Origin of the sequence: Brenneria sp. hezel4-2-4 (assembly GCF_013155275.1) — a bacterium.
Lineage (GTDB): Bacteria > Pseudomonadota > Gammaproteobacteria > Enterobacterales > Enterobacteriaceae > Brenneria.
This window is the reverse complement of sequence record NZ_JABJXS010000004.1, coordinates 100,284-120,407: the sequence shown is the minus strand read 5'-3', so window position 1 is coordinate 120,407 and position 20,124 is coordinate 100,284. Positions and strand designations below refer to the sequence as shown.

19 protein-coding genes and 3 tRNA genes are annotated in these 20,124 nt (G+C 57.2%); 17 read left to right on the top strand and 5 right to left on the bottom strand.

What is annotated here, in order from left to right; translation table 11 throughout:
• Positions 1–28: 28 nt before the first annotated feature.
• From HOY33_RS10270 to HOY33_RS10250, 5 genes are read left to right on the top strand one after another with little or no spacing between them, the layout of a single operon-like run.
• A complete protein-coding gene (locus HOY33_RS10270) occupies positions 29–805 on the top strand; it encodes an SDR family NAD(P)-dependent oxidoreductase (RefSeq protein WP_172290132.1) in 777 nt (258 codons plus the stop codon).
• Between the two features lie 10 nt (positions 806–815).
• A complete protein-coding gene (locus tag HOY33_RS10265) occupies positions 816–1,562 on the top strand; it encodes an SDR family NAD(P)-dependent oxidoreductase (RefSeq protein WP_172290131.1) in 747 nt (248 codons plus the stop codon).
• An 11-nt stretch (positions 1,563–1,573) separates the two neighbouring features.
• Positions 1,574–1,870, top strand: coding sequence for a hypothetical protein (locus tag HOY33_RS10260; RefSeq protein WP_172290130.1), 297 nt, complete (start codon positions 1,574–1,576; stop codon positions 1,868–1,870).
• Between the two features lie 2 nt (positions 1,871–1,872).
• The gene (locus HOY33_RS10255; RefSeq protein ID WP_172290129.1) at positions 1,873–2,925 is read left to right on the top strand and encodes a GTP-binding protein; all 1,053 of its coding nucleotides are present in this window, start codon (positions 1,873–1,875) and stop codon (positions 2,923–2,925) included.
• Positions 2,925–4,112 carry a PotD/PotF family extracellular solute-binding protein gene (locus tag HOY33_RS10250; protein WP_172290128.1) on the top strand — a complete coding sequence of 396 codons (1,188 nt, stop codon included), beginning with the start codon at positions 2,925–2,927 and terminating at the stop codon, positions 4,110–4,112. The genes HOY33_RS10255 and HOY33_RS10250 overlap by 1 nt, the downstream gene beginning before the upstream one ends.
• A gap of 8 nt (positions 4,113–4,120) precedes the next feature.
• Here the strand turns inward: HOY33_RS10250 and rimI are convergent, their stop codons facing one another.
• Together rimI and HOY33_RS10240 are read right to left on the bottom strand one after the other, a co-directional pair.
• The gene (gene rimI, locus HOY33_RS10245) at positions 4,121–4,564 is read right to left on the bottom strand and encodes a ribosomal protein S18-alanine N-acetyltransferase (RefSeq protein WP_172290127.1); all 444 of its coding nucleotides are present in this window, start codon (positions 4,562–4,564) and stop codon (positions 4,121–4,123) included.
• Positions 4,515–4,946 (bottom strand): DNA polymerase III subunit psi, encoded by a 432-nt coding sequence (locus HOY33_RS10240; RefSeq protein ID WP_172290126.1) that lies wholly within the window; start codon positions 4,944–4,946, stop codon positions 4,515–4,517. The genes rimI and HOY33_RS10240 overlap by 50 nt, the downstream gene beginning before the upstream one ends.
• Positions 4,947–5,076: 130 nt before the next feature.
• On the opposite strand from HOY33_RS10240, the gene rsmC reads away from it, so the two are divergent.
• Positions 5,077–6,120 carry a 16S rRNA (guanine(1207)-N(2))-methyltransferase RsmC gene (rsmC, locus tag HOY33_RS10235; RefSeq protein ID WP_172290125.1) on the top strand — a complete coding sequence of 348 codons (1,044 nt, stop codon included), beginning with the start codon at positions 5,077–5,079 and terminating at the stop codon, positions 6,118–6,120.
• On the opposite strand, the gene HOY33_RS10230 is transcribed toward rsmC, so the two are convergent.
• Positions 6,117–7,115, bottom strand: coding sequence for an aldo/keto reductase (locus HOY33_RS10230; protein ID WP_172290124.1), 999 nt, complete (start codon positions 7,113–7,115; stop codon positions 6,117–6,119). The two genes, rsmC and HOY33_RS10230, sit on opposite strands and share 4 nt — an antisense overlap.
• A 118-nt stretch (positions 7,116–7,233) precedes the next feature.
• Between HOY33_RS10230 and HOY33_RS10225 the strand changes: the two genes are divergently transcribed.
• The 4 genes from HOY33_RS10225 to HOY33_RS10210 all read left to right on the top strand — a co-directional run bounded on the left by HOY33_RS10225 (position 7,234) and on the right by HOY33_RS10210 (position 8,612).
• Positions 7,234–8,136: a LysR family transcriptional regulator gene (locus HOY33_RS10225; protein ID WP_172290123.1), complete on the top strand. Its 903-nt coding sequence runs from the start codon at positions 7,234–7,236 to the stop codon at positions 8,134–8,136.
• Between the two features lie 116 nt (positions 8,137–8,252).
• A tRNA-Leu gene (locus HOY33_RS10220) sits at positions 8,253–8,339 on the top strand.
• A 52-nt stretch (positions 8,340–8,391) separates the two neighbouring features.
• Positions 8,392–8,478 (top strand) — tRNA-Leu (locus tag HOY33_RS10215).
• Positions 8,479–8,525: 47 nt separating this feature from the next.
• A tRNA-Leu gene (locus HOY33_RS10210) sits at positions 8,526–8,612 on the top strand.
• 25 nt (positions 8,613–8,637) lie between these two features.
• Here HOY33_RS10210 and HOY33_RS10205 read toward each other — a convergent pair.
• Together HOY33_RS10205 and HOY33_RS10200 are read right to left on the bottom strand one after the other, a co-directional pair.
• Positions 8,638–8,928 carry a DUF1435 domain-containing protein gene (locus HOY33_RS10205; protein WP_172290122.1) on the bottom strand — a complete coding sequence of 97 codons (291 nt, stop codon included), beginning with the start codon at positions 8,926–8,928 and terminating at the stop codon, positions 8,638–8,640.
• A 110-nt stretch (positions 8,929–9,038) separates the two neighbouring features.
• A complete protein-coding gene (locus HOY33_RS10200; RefSeq protein WP_172290121.1) occupies positions 9,039–9,932 on the bottom strand; it encodes a LysR family transcriptional regulator in 894 nt (297 codons plus the stop codon).
• 130 nt (positions 9,933–10,062) lie between these two features.
• Between HOY33_RS10200 and budA the strand changes: the two genes are divergently transcribed.
• From budA to gcvP, 7 genes are all read left to right on the top strand, one after another.
• Entirely contained in the window at positions 10,063–10,845 is a 783-nt protein-coding gene (gene budA / locus HOY33_RS10195) for an acetolactate decarboxylase (RefSeq protein ID WP_172290120.1), read from the top strand.
• A gap of 49 nt (positions 10,846–10,894) precedes the next feature.
• Entirely contained in the window at positions 10,895–12,574 is a 1,680-nt protein-coding gene (gene alsS, locus HOY33_RS10190) for an acetolactate synthase AlsS (RefSeq protein WP_172290119.1), read from the top strand.
• A 163-nt stretch (positions 12,575–12,737) separates the two neighbouring features.
• Positions 12,738–13,526, top strand: coding sequence for a siderophore-iron reductase FhuF (gene fhuF / locus HOY33_RS10185; RefSeq protein WP_172290118.1), 789 nt, complete (start codon positions 12,738–12,740; stop codon positions 13,524–13,526).
• Between the two features lie 91 nt (positions 13,527–13,617).
• Positions 13,618–15,084 carry a carboxylesterase gene (locus tag HOY33_RS10180; RefSeq protein ID WP_172290117.1) on the top strand — a complete coding sequence of 489 codons (1,467 nt, stop codon included), beginning with the start codon at positions 13,618–13,620 and terminating at the stop codon, positions 15,082–15,084.
• Positions 15,085–15,431: 347 nt separating this feature from the next.
• Entirely contained in the window at positions 15,432–16,550 is a 1,119-nt protein-coding gene (gcvT, locus tag HOY33_RS10175) for a glycine cleavage system aminomethyltransferase GcvT (RefSeq protein WP_172290116.1), read from the top strand.
• Positions 16,551–16,594: 44 nt separating this feature from the next.
• Entirely contained in the window at positions 16,595–16,987 is a 393-nt protein-coding gene (gene gcvH / locus HOY33_RS10170) for a glycine cleavage system protein GcvH (RefSeq protein ID WP_172290115.1), read from the top strand.
• Between the two features lie 123 nt (positions 16,988–17,110).
• Positions 17,111–19,981 (top strand): aminomethyl-transferring glycine dehydrogenase, encoded by a 2,871-nt coding sequence (gcvP, locus tag HOY33_RS10165; RefSeq protein WP_172290114.1) that lies wholly within the window; start codon positions 17,111–17,113, stop codon positions 19,979–19,981.
• The last annotated feature ends 143 nt before the right edge of the window (positions 19,982–20,124 follow it).

The window sequence follows — 20,124 nt, the reverse complement described above, 5'->3', positions numbered from 1 at the left end:
TCCGCTTATTCATTGAAGGAGTTCAGCTATGGCTGAAACGTTATCTTCCGCGCCCGTGGCGATGATCAGCGGCGCCGCCAGCGGTATCGGTCTGGCGCTGGCGCAAGCCTACGCACGCAAAGGCGTGCGTGTTGTGGCGGGATATTATCCCGCCGATCCCCACGATCCCGACGCGGCGCAAGCCGCGGTGGCCGCCGCGGGGGGCGAGGCCATCTGGCTGCCGCTGGATGTGGCGTCAACCCCATCGGTGGCGGCGTTTGTCGACGCGGCCTGTCAGCACTTCGGACGGATCGACTACGTGGTGGCCAACGCGGGGGTGCTGCGCCGCTCGCCGATTGGCGAGATGAGCGACGAAAAGTGGGATGCCATGCTCAATGTTGATTTAACCGGCGTGATGCGCTGCTTTCGCGAAGCGTCCGTCCGTATGACGAGCGGCGGCAGTCTGGTGGCCATTTCCTCCATCGCCGGGGCGTTCTATGGGTGGCAGGATCACGCGCACTATGCGGCGGCGAAAGCGGGCGTGCCGGGGATTTGCCGCTCAATGGCGGTGGAACTGGCGCCGCGAGGCATTCGCTGCAATGCGGTGATCCCGGGGCTAATCGAAACGCCGCAGTCGCTGGATGCCGAGAATTCGCTGGGACCGGAGGGCTTAAAACAGGCGGCGCGCGGTATTCCGCTGGGTCGGGTAGGACGGCCGGAAGAGGTCGCCAATCTGGTCACGTTTCTGACCAGCGAAGCAAGCAGCTATATCACCGGTCAAAGTCTGATTATCGACGGCGGTTTGACCGTGCGCTGGCCTGATTAGGAGAGGAAGCATGCAATTACAAAACCGAAACGCGGTGATTACCGGCGCCGCCAGCGGCATAGGCGCTGAGATAGCGCGGCTGTTTGCCGCCAACGGCGCCCGTCTGCTGCTGGCCGACCGCGATGCCGCAGCGCTGGAGAACGTGGTGGCGGCGTGCCGCGCCCTTGGCGCCGAGTGTGAAGGCTGTGTTTGCGACGTCAGCGACGCCGCGGGAGCCAGGCAGAGCGTGGATCGCTGTCTGCGCCACTACGGCGGCATCGATATTCTGGTCAACAACGCCGGTATTCTGACCCAGGCACCCTGTGGCGAGATCTCGCTGGCGATGTGGGACGAGATGATGGCGGTGGATTTACGCAGCGTGTTCCTGGCTTCACAGCGCGCCCTGCCAGCCATGGTGGCGCAGAAGTGGGGGCGGATTATCAATATCGCCTCGCAATTGGGGATCAAGGGCGGCGCGGAGCTATGCCACTACGCCGCAGCCAAAGCGGGCGTGATTGGTTTTACCAAGTCGCTGGCGCTGGAGGCGGCCCCCCACAATGTGCTGGTTAACGCCATTGCGCCGGGGCCGATTGAGACGCCGCTGGTCGATGGCATAAGCCGCGCCTGGAAACAGGCTAAAGCGGTGGAGTTGCCGCTTGGCCGCTTCGGCAGGCCGGAAGAGGTGGCGCCGGTGGCGTTACTGTTGGCCAGCGAACCGGGCGGCAACCTGTTCGTCGGTCAGACGCTGGGGCCCAATTCCGGCGATGTCATGCCCTGAGGAGAAAGCGAATGTGTGGAGTCTGTGGTTTATTGGACAGCGGCCCGCAGTGGAGCGATCCGTTGCAGCGCTCGCTTCCGCGTTATCAGCAGCGTCAGCAGCAACGGGCGGTGTTAAATCATGTGCTGGCGCCCTTTGGGATCAAACTGCATGACTTCTATAACAGTTGGACGTTGTCCGGCCCGACCGGGCAGCAGGTGATGGTCAACAGTCTCGATGAGATCTGGCAGGCGGCGGAAGGGATCATCCGGCGGCCCATCGATCCGCTGGATGAGCATTGGCTGGCTGCGTTGGAGAGCGGGAGATAACCATGCGACGAGAAGAAAAGCTGGTGGTGCACATTCTCTGCGGTTTTCTTGGCAGCGGTAAAACCACGCTGTTACAGCACTGGCTGCGTAGTCAGGACGGGAGTGACGTGGCTGTGCTGGTCAATGAGTTCGGCGAGGTGGGCATCGATCATTTTCTGCTTCAGGCGATCGCGCCGGATACGGTATTGCTGCCCGGCGGGTGCGTATGCTGTCAGATCCGCGGCGAACTGAAGCAGGCGCTGCTGGATCTGTATGAAGGCAGAGAGCGGGGCGAGTTGCCGCCTTTCCGCCACGTGGTGATCGAAACCACCGGCCTTGCCGATCCGGCGCCTATTCTCTCCACGCTGTTGCACGACAGGCAGTTGCAGTATCACTTTGCTCAGGGCGCGGTGATCACGCTGGTGGATGCCGAGCACGCCTGGGATCAGGCGGAGCATCAGCCTGAGTGGCTGGCGCAGGTGACGGCGGCGGATACGCTGCTGCTGAGCAAATGCGATCGCGTCGACGGCGCGGCGTTGGCGCCGCTGAAGGATTATCTTGCGCGTCTCAACCCGATGGCGCAGATTGATGAGAGCGCCCGCGCTCTCCAGCATCCCGACAGATTGTTCGTCGCACGGATGACGTCGGGCGAGGACGCCTCGGCGATCAAGCATCAGGTATTTCGTTGGCTGGGGAACGCGGCGTCGGCGGCATTAATCGCCGCCCCTGCCGCCGCCCTCAAGGCTTCCCACCCGCAAACCCACACCTGTGTGATTACGCTGGAGAATGATATCAACTGGAGCGCCTTTGCCGTTTGGCTGTCGCTGTTATTGCACTGCCACGGTAAATCGGTACTGCGTATGAAAGGGATCCTGCGCGTGAATGAGAGTGCGTCGCCCATCGTGATCCACGGCGTGCAGCACAGCCTGCATCCGCCGGAGCACATGGCGGCATGGCCGGGTAAGTTGCGTGAGTCGCAACTGGTATTTATTATGCGGGGGATTGACCCGGCAACGCTCAGGCAGGCTTTTCTACGCTTTCAGCAGCCCTTTATCAGCGAAAAGGCCCCAACATAATGTCCAGCCTTTCTTCTTCGACCACCACACTGCGCGTACTCGGCACCTCGGTCACGCTGCTGGAATTGCTGCGTAACCGGGCGGCGCAGGATCTGGGGATTAAAATCGACTATCTGGTGCATAACGTCGAAGACGCCCAGCGCATCGCGGTCATGCACCCTGAATGCTACGACCTGTACGATCAGTGGTTTCATAATATTGATTTCGTCTGGCCGGCGCGGGCGATTCAGCCGCTGGAGATCAAACGCCTGAAATACTGGGACGAAATCAATAATCTGCCCAAGTTCGGTTCGCTATTGCCCGGCGGGCACCCTGGCGACGGCAGCGTGCCGGTGGACCGGCTTTACGTCCAGCGCGATAACCACCTCAGCAGCCGCCCCGCCGATTTCATCAGCATGCTGCCGCTCACGCACAATGCCGACAGCTTTGCTTATCACGCCGACCGTCTGCCTGATTCGTTACAGGGGGAAGAGGAGAGTTGGAGTTGGCTGCTGCATCCCGCCTACGGCGGACAGGCGGCGCTGCAACACGATGCGGCGATGGGGGCGCTCGATGCCGCCTTGGCGGTGCAGGGCGCCGGTTTGGCGAACTTCGCCAGCGTGGGGAATCTGACGCTGGAAGAGATCGACACCCTGACGGATATTCTGGTCAGCCACCGCCGACACGGCCATTTTGCCGCGTTCTGGGCCACCCCGGATGAGGCCTGTGAGCTGATTGACGATCGGCAGGTGGGGATTCAGAGCCTGTGGGCGCCGACCTATTTCCGCCACCATTTTCGCCAGAACGGCTATAAGCTGGCGATGCCGCGTGAAGGTTATCGGGCCTGGTATGGCGGCCTGTCGCTGTCGCGCTGCGCGACAGGAAAGGTGAAAGATGCCGCCTATGCATACCTCAACTGGTGGCAGTCGGGCTGGCCCGGAGCGGTGATGGCCAGACAAGGATATTACATTTCCAATCCACAGCGCAGCCGGCCCTATCTGTCGGCGGCGGAGTGGGATTTCTGGTACGACGGCAAACCGGCGGCGGAGATGCTGCCCAACGCCTTCGGCGAGCCGATGATCGCCAAAGGCGAACGCCGCGACGGCGGCTGCTACGCACAGCGCATGAGCCACATAGCGGTGTGGAACTCGGTAATGGATGAACACAACTATCTGGTAAGGCGCTGGCAGGACTTTCTTCATGCCTGACGCGCCCGTTACCCCAGCGGCAGCGCCATAATGATGGCGTCCTCATGGCCTTCCGCCGTGGGGTAATAATCCCGCCGCAGCGAGACCTCGTTGAAGCCCAGACTGTTATAGAGCGCAAGCGCCCGCTGATTGGAGGCGCGAACTTCCAGCCATAGCGTCACTATGCCGCGCGTCTCCATCTCCTGAATGAGATGTTCCAGTAGTCGGCGTCCCAACCCCTGACGCTGATGATCCGGGTGGACGGTGATATTGAACAGCGTGGCTTCATCCAGCACCACCTGGGTGATGGCGTAAGCCGCCAACTGCCCGTGGCGGGTAAGCTTCAGATTGAAATAACGCTCCCCTTGATTGCTGGCAAAGGTTTGTTTCGTCCAGGGAAAAGGGTGGCTGGCTTGTTCAATCTCAAAGGCTTGCGCCAGATCGGCCGGCATCAGGGTAGATATCGTGTTCATGTTTACAGATCTGCTGCCAGAGCGCCCGTTTGGCGTCGGCGTTGTGGTAAAGCTCGGTCAGTGCCGGGCTGGTGAGTTGGACGCCTTCCAGCGCAAGCGGTTCCTCGACGCCCAAGCGCCAACTGTGGCAGCGGGCGTTTGGGGGGAGCATCACCACCTGTTGCGGCGTCAGGCTGAATGTTTGTTCGGGCGTGAGCGACAGACTGCGCAGCACATCGGCCAGCAGCGGATCGTCGCCGGCCAGCGGTTCGGCCGACACAATAACCAGACGAACCCGGGCCGGCAGAGTGACGGCGATTTCTCCCTGCAACACCGCCGGGCGCGTCAGCGTCCACTGCGTAATCCCCAGTTGTTGTAGCAGCCAGTCACGTCTTGATTCCATGCCTTATCCTGTGCGGATCGGGTTTATGCCGCTTATGCTAGCAAACCCATCGAGCATGCGCCAACATCGCTGCAACTTCAGGGATGAAGAGTATATAATCCCTGCTCAATTGTTAAGGAGCTTCAGCCTGATGTCCGCATTAACCCCAGCCAGTGAAGTCATACTGCGCCATAGCGACGAATTTATCCCCCGCCGGGTATTGTTTGCCGGTGATTTACAAGACACTTTGCCCGCGCAGTTCGACGCGGCCGATGTTCGCGTCCACGCCACGCAGTTTCACCACTGGCAACAGCTGAAACGCACGCTGGAGGATAATATTCAGTACGGCCTGCTGGCGGATGCCGCGCTGGCGGCGGATTGCGACACCCTGATCTATTACTGGCCGAAAAGCAAACTGGAAGCGGAGTTCCAACTGTCCAACCTGTTGTCGCTGCTGCCGGTTGGCGCCGAAATCTTTGTGGTGGGTGAAAATCGCAGCGGCGTGCGCAGCGCGGAAAATATGCTGTCTGATGTCGTGTCGTTGAATAAAATCGACGGCGCCCGGCGTTGCGGGCTTTACCACGGGCGCATTGAAAAACAAACCGCTTTCAATCTGGCCGACTGGTGGGATGAGTACGTGGTGGATGGCGTGACGGTGAAAGCGCTGCCCGGGGTATTCAGCCGCGACGGACTGGATCCGGGCAGCCGGCTTTTGCTGTCTACCTTTGAGCCGCATATGAAAGGCAAGGTGCTGGATATCGCCTGCGGCGCAGGCGTGCTGGCGGCGATGCTGGCGCAACAGTCGCCTAAAATCCGCCTGACGCTGAGCGATGTCAGCGCCGGGGCGCTGGCGTCGAGTAAAGCCACGCTGGCGGCGAACCAGCTGGAAGGCGAAGTGATCGCCAGCAATGTCTATTCAGAGATTACCGGCCGTTTTGATCTCATCGTATCCAATCCGCCGTTTCATGATGGTTTGCAAACCAGCCTGCAAGCGGCGGAACTGCTGATCCGCGGCGCGGTGTCCCACTTGCCGATTGGCGGGCAGTTGCGCATCGTCGCCAATGCGTTCCTGCCTTATCCGGATCTGTTGGACGCGGCGTTCGGCAGCCATGAAGTGCTGGCGCAGACCGGGCGCTTCAAGGTTTACCAGGCCACGGTGGGCCGCCCGCCGCGCACCGGCAAAGGCCGCCGTTAGTTCTCCGTATTGATCGCCGCCATGCCTTCTTTGCCGTAGCGTTCCCCCGCTGCGGCATGGAACGGAAAGATGGCGTCGATTTGCGCCAGTTCTTCCGCCGTTAGCGTGACGTCCAGCGCGGCGACATTCTCTTCCAGATAACGGCGCCGTTTGGTGCCTGGAATCGGCACAATATGCTCGCCCTGCGCCAGTACCCAGGCCAACGCCAACTGTGACGGCGCAATGCCTTTCTCTTGCGCCAGTTGATTGACTTTGTCCACCAGTCGCAGGTTTTTGGTGAAGTTATCTCCGGAAAAACGCGGATTGCTGCGGCGGAAATCATCCGCATCCAAATCGTCCGGGCTGCGGATCGCGCCGGTCAGAAAACCGCGTCCCAACGGGCTGTAGGGCACGAAGCCGACGCCGAGCCGTTTACAGGCGGGCAGAATGGTTGTTTCCACGTCCCGTGTCCACAGCGAATATTCACTCTGCAACGCCGTAATGGGATGAACCCGATGCGCGCGCTCCAGCGTCGCGGCGGACGCTTCACTTAAACCGATATAGCGAATCTTACCTTCCTTGACCAAATCGGCCAGCGTACCGACGGTTTCTTCAATGGGCACCGTAGGGTCGACGCGGTGTTGATAGTAGAGGTCGATTTCTTCTACGCCCAGCCGTTGCAGGCTACCTTCAATGGCGCGACGAATATATTCCGGTTTTCCGCATACGCCGCGCTCGATGTGGTTATCCGGGTTGCGCACGATACCAAACTTGGTGGCAAGGAAAACCTGCCGCCGCTTGCCTTTAATGGCTTTGCCAACCAGTAATTCATTGGTATGCGGGCCGTACATGTCCGCGGTATCCAGCAGAGTGACGCCCAATTCCAGCGCTCTGTGCAGGGTGGCAATGGCTTCTTTTTCATCCTGTGCCGTGGAGTAGAAATCGCTCATTCCCATGCAGCCCAGTCCGAGAGCTGAAACCGCTGGGCCGTTTTTGCCTAATTGACGCTGTTGCATTGTGTCGTCCTCATACTTGGTATGGAAAGTCAGACAAGTGTGGTTGTTTATTGAATAAAGATAAATAACGCATTTTGTGCAACACTGTTCAAAAATAAACAACAATCGGTCAGGCAAGATGGATCATATTCAGGCGATGCGGGTTTTTGTACGTATTGTAGAGCTGGGGAGCTTTAGCCGTGCGGCGGAAAGGCTGGCGCTGCCGCGGGCGACGGTCAGTCATACCATCAAACAGCTTGAGGCGCGTCTGGGCGTGCGTTTACTGCAACGCACAACGCGGCAGGTACAGATCACCGATGAAGGCCGCATTTATTACCAACGCTGTACGCAGCTGCTGGCGGAAATTGAAGAGACGGATTCGCTTTTCACTCGGCACAAGCGACAGCCGGTGGGCAAGGTGCGGGTGGATATGCCGCATTCGCTGGCGCGCGAGGTGGTGATCCCGGCCCTGAGCGACTTTTATCAGCGCTATCCGCAGATTACGCTGTCGCTGAGCGCCAATGACGCGGCCATTAACGTGTTGCGAGAAGGCGTGGACTGCGTGCTGCGAGCCTGGCAGACCGAGGATGACTCGCTGGCGACCCGCCATTTACCGCCGATGTCGCAGATAACCTGCGCCTCCGCCGACTATCTTGCTAAATTCGGCACGCCGCAATCGCTGGACGATTTGGTTCATCATCAGGCCGTGGGCTATTTTTCATTGCGCACCGAGCGGCTCTATCCGCTGGAGTTTATGTCTCAGGGCGAGCGTATCACCGCAATGTTGCCTGGGAAATTGCAGGTGAACGGCGCCGATGCCTATATCGCCGGGTGTCGGGCGGGATTGGGGTTGATTCAGGCGCCGCGCCATGGGCTTCAACGCTGGCTGAACAGCGGCGAACTGGTTGAGATCCTTAAGGATACGCCGCCGCCGGATATGCCGTTATACGTGATGTATCCGCCGGGAAGATTCCTCGCGCCGCGGATCCGGGTATTCATTGAATGGCTGAATGAACTGTTTACCCGGCCCTTGCCATCCTGAGATGATGATTTTTACAGCAAACCCCGCATTTACGCGGAAATAATCATTGACCTTGACGTTAAAACCTCTAGAATTCGCCCCCGTGGTGGCATTGCGTAACGTCATGTTGCCGGATTGCGAAGGTGGCGGAATTGGTAGACGCGCTAGCTTCAGGTGTTAGTGCCTTAACGGGCGTGAGGGTTCAAGTCCCTCTCTTCGCACCAATATCACCACAATGTTTTACTGCTGTAGTCATTTGTATTGCATGGCATCCCTGCGAAGGTGGCGGAATTGGTAGACGCGCTAGCTTCAGGTGTTAGTGTCTTAACGGACGTGAGGGTTCAAGTCCCTCTCTTCGCACCATGTCGTGGTACAGATTGAGCGGTGAAAGTATATAGCGTTATCCCTGTGCGAAGGTGGCGGAATTGGTAGACGCGCTAGCTTCAGGTGTTAGTGCCTTAACGGGCGTGAGGGTTCAAGTCCCTCTCTTCGCACCACTCCTCTCAAGATCTTTCTTCTTTATTATCCCAGCGTCAAATTAAATACGACGGACAGCGCCGCCAGTCCGCCGGCCAATGCAATGCAGGACGGCAACAGCAAATAGTGGCGTAAACGCTGATGAAGCAGCATCGCCAAAGTCGCCAACAGCGCGATGGCGATAATCACTTTCAGATGCGTCAGATTCAGATCAAGCACGGCCAGCAATGGCATGACGGCGCAGGGCAATAACACTCCCCATGCGCTGGACAACCGTTTGCCCAAACGCCAACCGGCGCCCCACAATCCACAGGCAGTAATCATCGCAGTCAGCATGTTATGTCCGCCTCAAAAATGATAATGATAACTAATATCATATAAGAATTTATATCAATTGCCAGCTTTTTGGCGCTGGCGGCCTCGGCGGAATGCGCAGGGGAAATCGGTCAGCTCGCCCGTAGGTGATGGCGCAGCAATTTCACCATGTTCATGATGATCGGCGAGCGTTCATGCTGGCGCCATACCATAATTATCTGGGTGCTTAGCTGGCTATCTTTGATCGCATGATAGGAAACGTTCGCCATTTTGATACAGGAGAGCGACTGGGGAATGATGGTGATGCCAAAACCTGCCGACACCATGCCGATGGTGGCGGGTAACTGAGGCGCCGGCTGGCTTAGTGTGGGTTGGTATCCGGATAAATAACAGGTGCGAAGGATCATGTCGTGCAACCCGGGGCACACTTCACGCGGGGACATGATCAACGGCTCCCGCTTCAGTTCATTCAGGTGGACGCTCTGCTTGTTATGCAGGGGATGATCGGCGGGCAGCACCAATTCCATTGATTCTTCCGCTAGTACCTCGCTATTGAATTCGCTGCCGATATTGCATGGCAGACGAAGAAAGGCGATATCAAGATTTCTGTTGTGCAGTTCAGTAAGCAGCAGCGGGGGATTTTCTTCACGCGGGCTTAATGACACGTTCGGATAGCGCTGACGGTAAGCATTCAGCAGCCGTAGTACCGCGGGATGGAAGGATGAAGAGGAAGAGAAACCGATGTTGAAGCTGCCTTCTTCCCCCCTGGCGATGCTTCTTGCTCTGTCGATGGCAGCGTCCGAGAGCTTCAGGAGCTGACAGGCATCCGTATACAACGCTTCCCCCGCTTCAGTCATTTCCACGCCGCGCGTGAGCCTTTTGAATAACGGCGTCCCTATCTCATGTTCCAGCTTCTTGATTTGCTGACTCAGCGGGGGTTGCGATATGCCCAGGTTTTCTGCCGCCCGAGTGAAATGCCGGGCAGTGGCGACGGCAACAAAATAGCGCAGGTAGCGAAGCTCCATGGGGATAACTCCATATTTTTTAGATCTTGAAATAACGATATTTGTATATTGGAACTTTGCCCGTGTCCGCGTCAATCTTTATACAAGGATTAAAAAAATTTAAGTAATAACTCGTCGGAAGAGAAGATATATGAAAGAAGACATTAACGTCGATTCCTGTGCTGAAGAGATCGCATCGTATGCGATTGCTCATCAAAAGCACCATTCTGACTGCGTTATTTATCAAACCTCACTAATGAGTGGGCTAATAAATGGCGTATACGAAGGCAGCCGAACGATGAAGGAATTATTGGAGCACGGAGATTTTGGATTAGGAACGTTTAACAACCTGGATGGAGAACTGGTGGCTTTCAACAGCCGAATTTTTCAGTTGCGTTCCGATGGCAGCGCGCGTAACGCCCTGCCGCATCAAAAGACGCCTTTCGCGGTCATGACGTTTTTCCGTCCGACAGAAGAAGTGCGCTTCGACAGCACGATTACCCGCAACGGCCTCCATCAGAAAATCGACAAGCTTATCGGTACGGATAACCTGTTTTGCGCTCTGAGAATCGATGGTCATTTTCATTACGTTGAAACTCGTACCGTGCCGCGTCAGCAGCGTCCTTATAAACCGATGCTGGAGGCGATTGCCCAGCAGCCGACGTTCCATTTTGACGATTGTCAGGGAAGCGTGATTGGTTTTCGCAGTCCGACCTATACGCAGGGCATCAACGTTGCCGGCTATCACGAGCATTTTATTACCGACGACCGCAAAGGCGGCGGACATATCCTTGATTATGAAATGGAAAGCGGGGTTTTGACATTTGGGGTCATCTCCAAACTGATTATCGATTTGCCGCAAGATCGTGATTTTCTCAGTGCCGATCTGTCACCTGACAACCTCGACAGAGCCATCCAGTCGGTGGAAAGCTGAACACAGATTAAATAAGACAGATCACGAATCATTTCTGAGGAATAAGACAATGGAAAATTCAACAGGCCGGCAGAGCTGGAACTGTGGGGCATCCCTGGTTGTAAAACATCTGGAACAGCAGGGTGTGAAATACGTATTTGGTATTCCGGGCGCGAAAATCGATCGCGTTTTTGATGCGTTGGAAGACTCGCCAATTGAAACGATCCCGGTACGGCATGAAGCCAACGGCGCTTTTATGGCGGCGGCGATCGGACGATTGACCGGAAAAGCCGGCGTGACGCTGGTGACTTCCGGGCCGGGCTGCTGCAATCTGGTTACCGGCCTGGCGACGGCGACGTCGGAAGGCGATCCGGTGGTGGCCATCGGCGGGGCGGTCAAACGATCCGAAAGCCTTAAGCTGACGCACCAGAGCCTGGACACCGTCAGCCTGTTTCAGCCGGTCACCAAGTTCAGCGCCGAAGTCAGGGCGTCATCGGCGATTTCCGAAGTGCTGGCGAATGCATTCCGGACTGCGGAGATGGGGCATCCTGGCGCATCTTTCATCAGCTTGCCCCAGGATATCATTAATGAGCCGGTGACCAGCGCCGTACTGGTGCGTCCGAATATCCCCGCGTTGAACAGTGCGCCTTATGCCGACATCGAGAAGGTCGCGCGGATGATCCAACAGGCTAAAAATCCTATTTTGCTGCTGGGGCTAATGGCGAGCCAGCCTAAAACCGCCGAGGCATTGCGCCGCTTGTTGCATAAAAGCAAGCTGCCGGTAACCAGCACCTATCAGGCCGCCGGCGCGGTCGATCAGCAGCATTTTGACCATTTCGCCGGGCGTGTCGGTCTGTTCAACAATCAGGCCGGCGATAAGCTGTTGCAACAGGCCGACCTGATCGTCACGGTCGGTTACAGTCCGGTGGAATATGATCCGGCATTGTGGAACAGCGGTAAGTCGGCGTTGGTGCATATCGATGTGCTGCCCGCCAATATCGACAGCGCCTATCTTCCCGATGTGGAACTGGTCGGCGATATCGAGCCGACCATTGATAAACTGACCGCCTGCATCCATGCGCCGCTAACGCTTTCGTCGCAAACGCAGGCTATTTTGCGCGACCGCTGCCAGCAACGTCACGATCTGGCGACACGCGGCATGAATATGCGCGGATTTGCCATTCATCCTCTGCGGCTGGTCAGGGCGATGCAGGATATCGTCAATAATGACGTTACGCTGTGCGTCGACATGGGCAGCTTCCATATCTGGCTGGCGCGCTATCTGTACAGCTTCCGGGCGCGGCAGGTGCTGATGACCAATGGCCAGCAAACCATGGGCGTGGCCTTGCCCTGGGCTATCGCCAGCTCGCTGATCCATCCCGGTCAGAAAGTGATTTCGGTTTCAGGCGACGGCGGTTTTATGCAGTCCAGCATGGAGCTTGAAACGGCGATACGCCTGAAGAGCAATCTGTTGCACATTATCTGGGTGGATAATGCCTATAACATGGTTGAGATGCAGGAAGAGAAAAAATATCACCGTTCTTCCGGGGTCAAATTCGGCCCGATCGATTTTAAAGCGTATGCAGAAGCGTTCGGCGCCAAAGGGTTTGCGGTCGAATCGGAAGACGAACTGGTCAGTAAGCTGCGGCAGGCGATGGATGTTCAAGGGCCGGCGGTGATCGCCATTCCGGTGGATTATTCGGACAACCAGCGTCTGATGGAGGATCTGAATATCAGTCAGCTTATCTAGCGTCTGTCTGGCGTGCTTTTGACGCCGGCGGCCCAGGCGGATCGCGATCGGGGAAGCCATCACCGCATGCGCACGGTTTGTCATTGGTGATAAACGTGGATACTATTGGCAATAGTTATCATTTCGTTTCCGGTTTATTCGGATGCCTAGCGGAATCTGCCTTATGCCGACCAAAAATATCGTCAGCACCGTTGAGCCGCCGGCGTTTTCCGGCGGCGACCGGGCGCTGGCCGCTGAGTTAAGCGACTTGCTGCGGCAGCATCGACCTCATTGCCTCGATAGCGTTAAATTCGGCGAACCTCCCCCGGCGGGCAGTATGCCCCTTGCCGAGTGGTCTCAGCCCGCGGTATTTAATCCGTTGGTTCAGCGCTATGGCGATGATCTGTATCGGGACTATCCGGATAGCCAGCGCGAGGGAAAACCGCTGCAATCGCTATGGGCGCAGTGGTACTTCGGGCTGCTGGTGCCGCCCTTGATGTTGGTATTGCTCAAACACGCTGCCGTACTGGATTGTTCGCCGAATCAGATACATGTCGGTTTTCATCACAAAGGACACCCGGCGACGTTTTATATTGCGACGCGGGCGCTGCCGTCCGCATCGGCCGGCGACTCGCCGCGAGCGCGGCTGGAGAGGCTGCTGCATCAACATATTGCCCCGGTGATTAATACGCTGGACAGCTTCGGTGAGCTGAATGCCAGACTCGCCTGGAACAATACCGGCTATCTGATGTACTGGTTTCTGGGCGAAATGAAGGCGCTGATGCCGCAAGATGAACTTACCCGCCTGAGCAACGATCTGTTCTTTTCCCGTTCACTGCTGGATGGCGGCGAAAATCCCCTCTATCGCACGGTTATTCCCCGTAGCGGCATCATTCAACGCCGCAGCTGTTGCCAGCGCTACCGTATTCCCGGCGTCATGCGTTGTCAGGACTGTACGCTGAATAAGGTTTAATACCTTCCGCGGCGTGGATGGTTTACTCTTTCAGTGGTGCGGGCCGCACTGAAAACAGGCGGTAAAACGGCAAACCGACAGGGAAATTAACATGCTGATAAGATCCGTCAGGCGGATAATCAAACGTATTGCCATTATTTTGGGCGTGGTGGCGGTGACGCTGCTGGCTATCCGTATTTATGACACGCAACGTGGGCCGGCGCTGGCGCCGTGGCATACGTTTGCGCCGGATGAACTGTCGGCGGAGGAGCTTGACCGGGCTGACTGGGCAGCTTACCTGCGCACCGAAGAGACGCTTTTCCAGCAAATCAATCAGCATGTGACTCAGGAACTGGATGACGATGAACAACGGCCGATTAACCGTTATTTTTCCGGCAGCCCGGTTTATCCGGGCAAGTTTCAGCATGACTGGAACCGTTCTTATGAATTGATGCCGGACGGCGCGCCAAAAGGCGCGGTGGTGCTGTTGCATGGGCTGACGGATTCTCCTTATAGCCTGCGGCATATTGCCGAGCGCTATCGCCAGCGCGGATTTGTGGTCGTCGGCATTCGTCTGCCGGCGCACGGTACGGTGCCGGGCGCCCTGACGGACGTCCGTTGGCAGGACTGGCTGGCGGCAACCCGTCTGGCGGTGCGCGAAGCGAACCGGCATCTTACGCATACGTCAGCGGGCGCATTACCGCTGCATCTTGTGGGGTTCTCCAACGGTGGGGCGCTGGCGTTGAAATATGCGCTGGATACGCTGGACGATCCAACGCTGTCCCGCCCCGACCAGCTGATACTGATTTCGCCGATGATTGGCGTCACCCGTTACGCCCGCTTTGCCGGGCTGGCGGGGTTGCCCGCAGTCTTCCCGGCGTTTGCCAAGTCGGCGTGGCTAAGCATTTTGCCGGAGTTTAACCCTTTCAAATATAACTCGTTTCCGGTTAACGGCGCCCGGCAGTCCTGGCTGTTGACCCATGAGTTGCAGCGTCAGCTAACCCGTAAAGCGCAAAACCATATGCTGGAACACCTGCCTCCGGTGCTGACGTTTCAGTCGGTGATGGATTTTACCGTCAGCACCCGGGCGGTGATTTCATCGTTTTACAATCTCTTACCCGCCAACGGCAGCCAACTGGTGCTGTTTGACGTGAACCGCACGATCAATTTTGGCCCGTTGCTGCGAGATTCGGCAAATGGCGCGCTCAGTCAGTTGCTGCCGCCGCCGCCGCGCCATTATGACACTACGGTGATCACCAATGCCGCGCCGGACAGCGCCCATGCCATTGCGCTTGATGTCAAAGCCGGGACGGGACAGGACCAATCCCGTGAGTTGGGCATTGACTACCCGCAGGATGTTTACTCTCTCTCGCACGTCGCTTTGCCTTTCCCGGATACGGATTCTCTGTATGGTCGTTTTTCGCAGAATCCCAGCGAGTTTGGCCTGCCGCTGGGCATGATCGCGGCGCGGGGGGAACGTTCGGTGCTGGTGGTGGATCTGGATACGCTGCTGCGTTTATCGTCCAACCCGTTTTTTCCTTATCTGATGCAGCGTATCGACGGGAAAATGCCGCAGTAGCGGCGTTTCGATTGAAATAATCTAATTTTGGTGAAATTTTCGCATTAATTTTAGTAATGGGTATGGGTTTTTTTTACTGTCTAAAGTGACGGATGGTTCTATTTTTCATATCAATAATTTTATTTTTTATCCGGTTTTTATTGTGTTTGTATTGATTATTTCCAATTTATTGGTTTATTCATCTGTTTTTTATCGCGCCATAACCCAGGTGTTGAGGTGTTTCCCATATAGTTTAACTTATGACTGAAGGGATAGTTTCAACCGTGCTTCGGTGGTAAGTTCACCAGTAAGAAATCGTTTGCGTGGTGGTTATCACCGGAACGCAATGCTCCGAATCGAGGGAAAAAATGGCAAAGCACACCCCGTTGTATCAGCAGCACCTGACAGACGGTGCCAAGATGGTTGATTTCCACGGCTGGATGATGCCGCTGCATTATGGCTCCCAGCTTGATGAGCATCACATTGTTCGTCGTGATGCCGGCATGTTCGATGTGTCTCATATGACGATTGTGGATTTACACGGCGCCCGAACCCGCGAATTTCTGCGCTATCTGCTGGCGAACGATGTGGCAAAGCTCACTCAGCCAGGCAAAGCGCTCTATAGCGGTATGCTGAATGCCTCCGGCGGCGTTATCGACGATCTGATCGTGTATTTCATGGCGGAGGATTATTTCCGGCTGGTGGTCAACTCGGCAACCCGCGACAACGATCTGGCCTGGATCGTCCGGCACGCCGAGCCTTTCACCATCGACATCCGCGAGCGTGACGATCTGGCGTTAATTGCCGTTCAGGGGCCGAACGCGCAGCAAAAGGTACGCTCTTTGCTGAAAGAACATCAGCGGCTAAGTGAGGCGCAGATTGAACAGATTGCCGCTATGAAGCCATTTTTCGGCGTGCAGGCCAATGACCTTTTTATTGCCACGACTGGCTATACTGGCGAAGCGGGCTATGAAATCGCACTGCCGCAGGAACAGGCGGTGAGCTTCTGGCAACAGCTTTTGTCCGTAGGCGTCAAGCCCTGTGGATTAGGCGCGCGCGACACGCTGCGGCTGGAAGCCGGGATGAATCTTTACGGCCAGGATATGAGTGAAGGCATTTCGCCGCTGGCCGCCAATATGGGCTGGACCATCGCCTGGCAGCCGGAGGATCGCCAGTTTATCGGCCGCGAAGCGCTGGAACGTCAGCGTGAAAAGGGGACTGAGCAACTGGTCGGGCTGGTGATGACGGAAAAAGGGGTATTGCGCAATGATTTGCCGGTACGCTTTACTGATAGCGAGGGTGTGATGCGGGAAGGTGTCATTACCAGCGGATCGTTTTCGCCTACGCTTGGCCTGAGCATTGCGCTGGCGCGCGTTCCGGCGGGGATCGGTGAACAGGCGATCGTCCAGATCCGCAACCGTGAACTCCCCGTGCATGTCACCAAACCCGGTTTTGTTCGTGCCGGAAAACCTATTGTTCAGTATTAATGACCCATTTGGTTTTAACCGTATTGTGAAAGGAGAAGGTGGCAATGAGCGATGTCCCAGCAGAGTTAAAATATACCGCTTCGCATGAGTGGGTGCTATTTGAAGGCGACGGGATTTATAGCGTGGGTATTACCGAACACGCGCAGGAATTATTGGGCGACATGGTGTTTATCGATTTGCCGGAGGTGGGCACTATCGTCTCCGCCGGCGATGACTGCGCCGTGGCCGAGTCGGTCAAGGCGGCTTCCGATATTTATGCGCCGATCAGCGGAGAAATTATCGAAGTCAATGAAGAGTTGGAAAACGCCCCTGAACTGGTTAACAGCGCGCCCTATACCGATGGCTGGCTGTTCCGTATCCGTTCGTCCGACGAATCCGACTTGAATGAGCTGCTTGATGCCGAGGGATATCAGGCCACGCTGGAAGAAGACGAATAATGACCGCGCCCCGGACTCTGCTGAGCCGGGGCGTTTTATTTTGTTCCTCGCTCTGTGTCGGACAGTCACTGCGTTATGCAGCCTGTGCTATGCGGAGAATGTCTGATGCAGGAAATTTTCGTAATGACCCAGACTCTCAGTCAACTTGAACATAACGGCGCTTTCGTTGAACGTCATATCGGCCCCTCCGCCGGCCAGCAGCGGCACATGCTGTCGGTGGTCGGCGCGGATTCTCTCGATGCGTTGATCCAGCAGATTGTGCCGGCTGATATTCAGTTACCCGGCCCGCCGGCGGTTGGTGAAGCGACGACGGAACATCAGGCGTTGGCTGAGTTGAAAGCCATTGCCAGCCATAATCAGCGCTACAAAAGCTACATCGGCATGGGCTATAGCGCGGTGCTGACGCCGCCGGTGATTTTACGCAACGTGCTGGAAAATCCGGGTTGGTACACGGCCTATACGCCGTATCAGCCGGAAGTTTCTCAGGGACGTCTGGAAGCATTACTCAATTTTCAGCAGGTGACGCAGGACTTAACCGGTCTGGAACTGGCCTCCGCCTCGTTGCTGGATGAAGCAACCGCCGCCGCCGAAGCGATGGCGATGGCGAAACGCATCAGCAAGCTGAAACAGGCCGATCGTTTTCTGGTCGCGGAGGATGTTCACCCGCAAACGCTGGATGTGGTGCGCACCCGGGCGCAGACGTTCGGTTTTGAGGTGGTGGTCGGCAACGCGCAAGCCGCGCTGACGGACGACAGCATATTCGGCGTGCTGTTGCAACAGACCGGGACGACCGGTGAGCTGCATGACTACGGCGCGCTGATGGCCGAATTGAAACAACGTAAGGTCATAAGCTGTGTGGCCGCCGATATCATGGCGCTGGTGCTGTTGACCGCGCCGGGCAAACAGGGCGCGGATATCGTCTTCGGCTCCGCGCAGCGCTTTGGGGTGCCGATGGGCTACGGTGGGCCGCATGCGGCGTTCTTCGCCTGTCGCGACGAACACAAACGCGCCATGCCGGGGCGGATTATCGGCGTGTCGCGCGATGCGGCGGGCAATACCGCGCTGCGTATGGCGATGCAAACCCGCGAGCAGCATATCCGCCGTGAAAAGGCCAACTCCAATATCTGTACCTCACAGGTGCTATTGGCCAATATCGCCAGCCTGTATGCGGTGTTCCACGGCCCGGAAGGGTTGAAACGCATTGCCGGGCGTATCCACCGTTTGACGGATATTCTGGCGCTCGGCTTACGTCAGGGCGGGTTGACGTTGCGCCATCAGGCGTGGTTTGACACATTAACCGTCGAGGTGGAAGACAAGGCCGCGGTGCTGAGCCGGGCATTGAGCTTTGGCATCAACCTTCGCGGCGATCTTGACGGCGCGGTCGGGGTGACGCTGGATGAGGCCACCACTCGGGAAGACGTACTGACCTTGTTTGCGGTACTGCTGGGCTATGCCAACGGTCTGGATATCGATACGCTGGATGCGGCGGTCAACCGGCAGGCCGCGTCCATTCCCGCCGCGCTGCAACGTGATGACGCCATTCTTTCCCATCCGGTGTTCAACCGCTATCACAGCGAAACCGAGATGATGCGCTATCTGCATCGTCTGGAGCGCAAGGATCTGGCGCTCAATCAGGCGATGATCCCGCTGGGCTCCTGCACCATGAAGCTCAACGCCGCCGCTGAAATGTTGCCGATTACCTGGCCGGAATTTGCCGAACTGCATCCGTTCTGCCCGCCTGAGCAGGCGCTTGGCTATCGGCAGATGATCGAGCAGCTTGCCGGCTGGCTGGTACAACTGACCGGTTATGATGCGGTGTGCATGCAGCCGAACTCCGGCGCCCAGGGCGAGTACGCCGGACTGCTGGCGATCCGCCGCTATCATGCAAGCCGTAACGAAGCCCGCGATATCTGCCTGATCCCCAGTTCCGCGCACGGCACCAACCCGGCGTCGGCGCAGATGGCGGGAATGAGCGTGGTGGTGGTGGCCTGCGACAAGCATGGCAATATCGATCTGCACGATCTGCGGGAAAAAGCGCAGTCGGCGGGAGAACGCCTGGCCTGCATCATGGTGACTTATCCGTCAACTCACGGGGTATATGAAGAAACCATCCGTGAAGTGTGCCAGATCGTGCATCAGTTCGGCGGCCAGGTGTATCTGGACGGCGCCAACATGAACGCGCAGGTCGGGATCACCACGCCGGGGTATATCGGCGCGGATGTTTCCCATCTCAATTTGCATAAAACCTTCTGTATCCCGCACGGCGGCGGCGGCCCGGGCATGGGGCCGATTGGCGTGAAAGCGCATCTGGCGCCGTTTGTCCCGGGGCACAAGGTGGTGAAAATCGACGAGATGTTGACGGAGCAGGGGGCGGTGTCCGCCGCGCCGTTCGGCAGCGCCTCCATTTTGCCGATTAGCTGGATGTATATCCGCATGATGGGCGCGGAGGGGCTGAAGCAGGCAAGCCAGATGGCGATCCTGAATGCCAACTATATTGCCGCACGGCTGCAATCGGCTTATCCGGTGCTGTATACCGGGCGGGGCGGTCGCGTCGCGCATGAATGTATTCTGGATATTCGCCCGCTGAAAGAGCGCAGCGGCATCAGCGAAATGGATATCGCCAAGCGTTTGATTGACTACGGTTTCCATGCCCCGACGATGTCGTTCCCGGTGGCCGGCACCTTGATGGTGGAACCGACTGAATCAGAAAGTCAGGCGGAGCTGGATCGGTTTATTGACGCCATGCTGTCGATTCGGGCCGAAATCGATCGCGTGGCGAGCGGCGAATGGCCGCTGGCGGACAATCCGCTGGTCAATGCTCCCCATACGCAGGCGGAACTGGTCGGCGAGTGGTCGCATCCCTACAGCCGTGAGCTGGCGGTGTTTCCGGCGGGCAGCGAAAATAAATTCTGGCCGACGGTAAAACGCCTCGATGATGTCTACGGCGACCGCAATCTGTTCTGTTCCTGCGTACCGCTGGCGGATTATCAGTAATCCTTTTCCCTGAGCATCGGCCCGTCGGTTATCCGGCGGGCCGATCGCCATACTGGCCGTATTAACATTATTCAAACTTTCTGCAAGTCTGGGCCTCTGTAGCTCTGAACCGTTGTCATACGCCATGATTGGAAAGATTGATG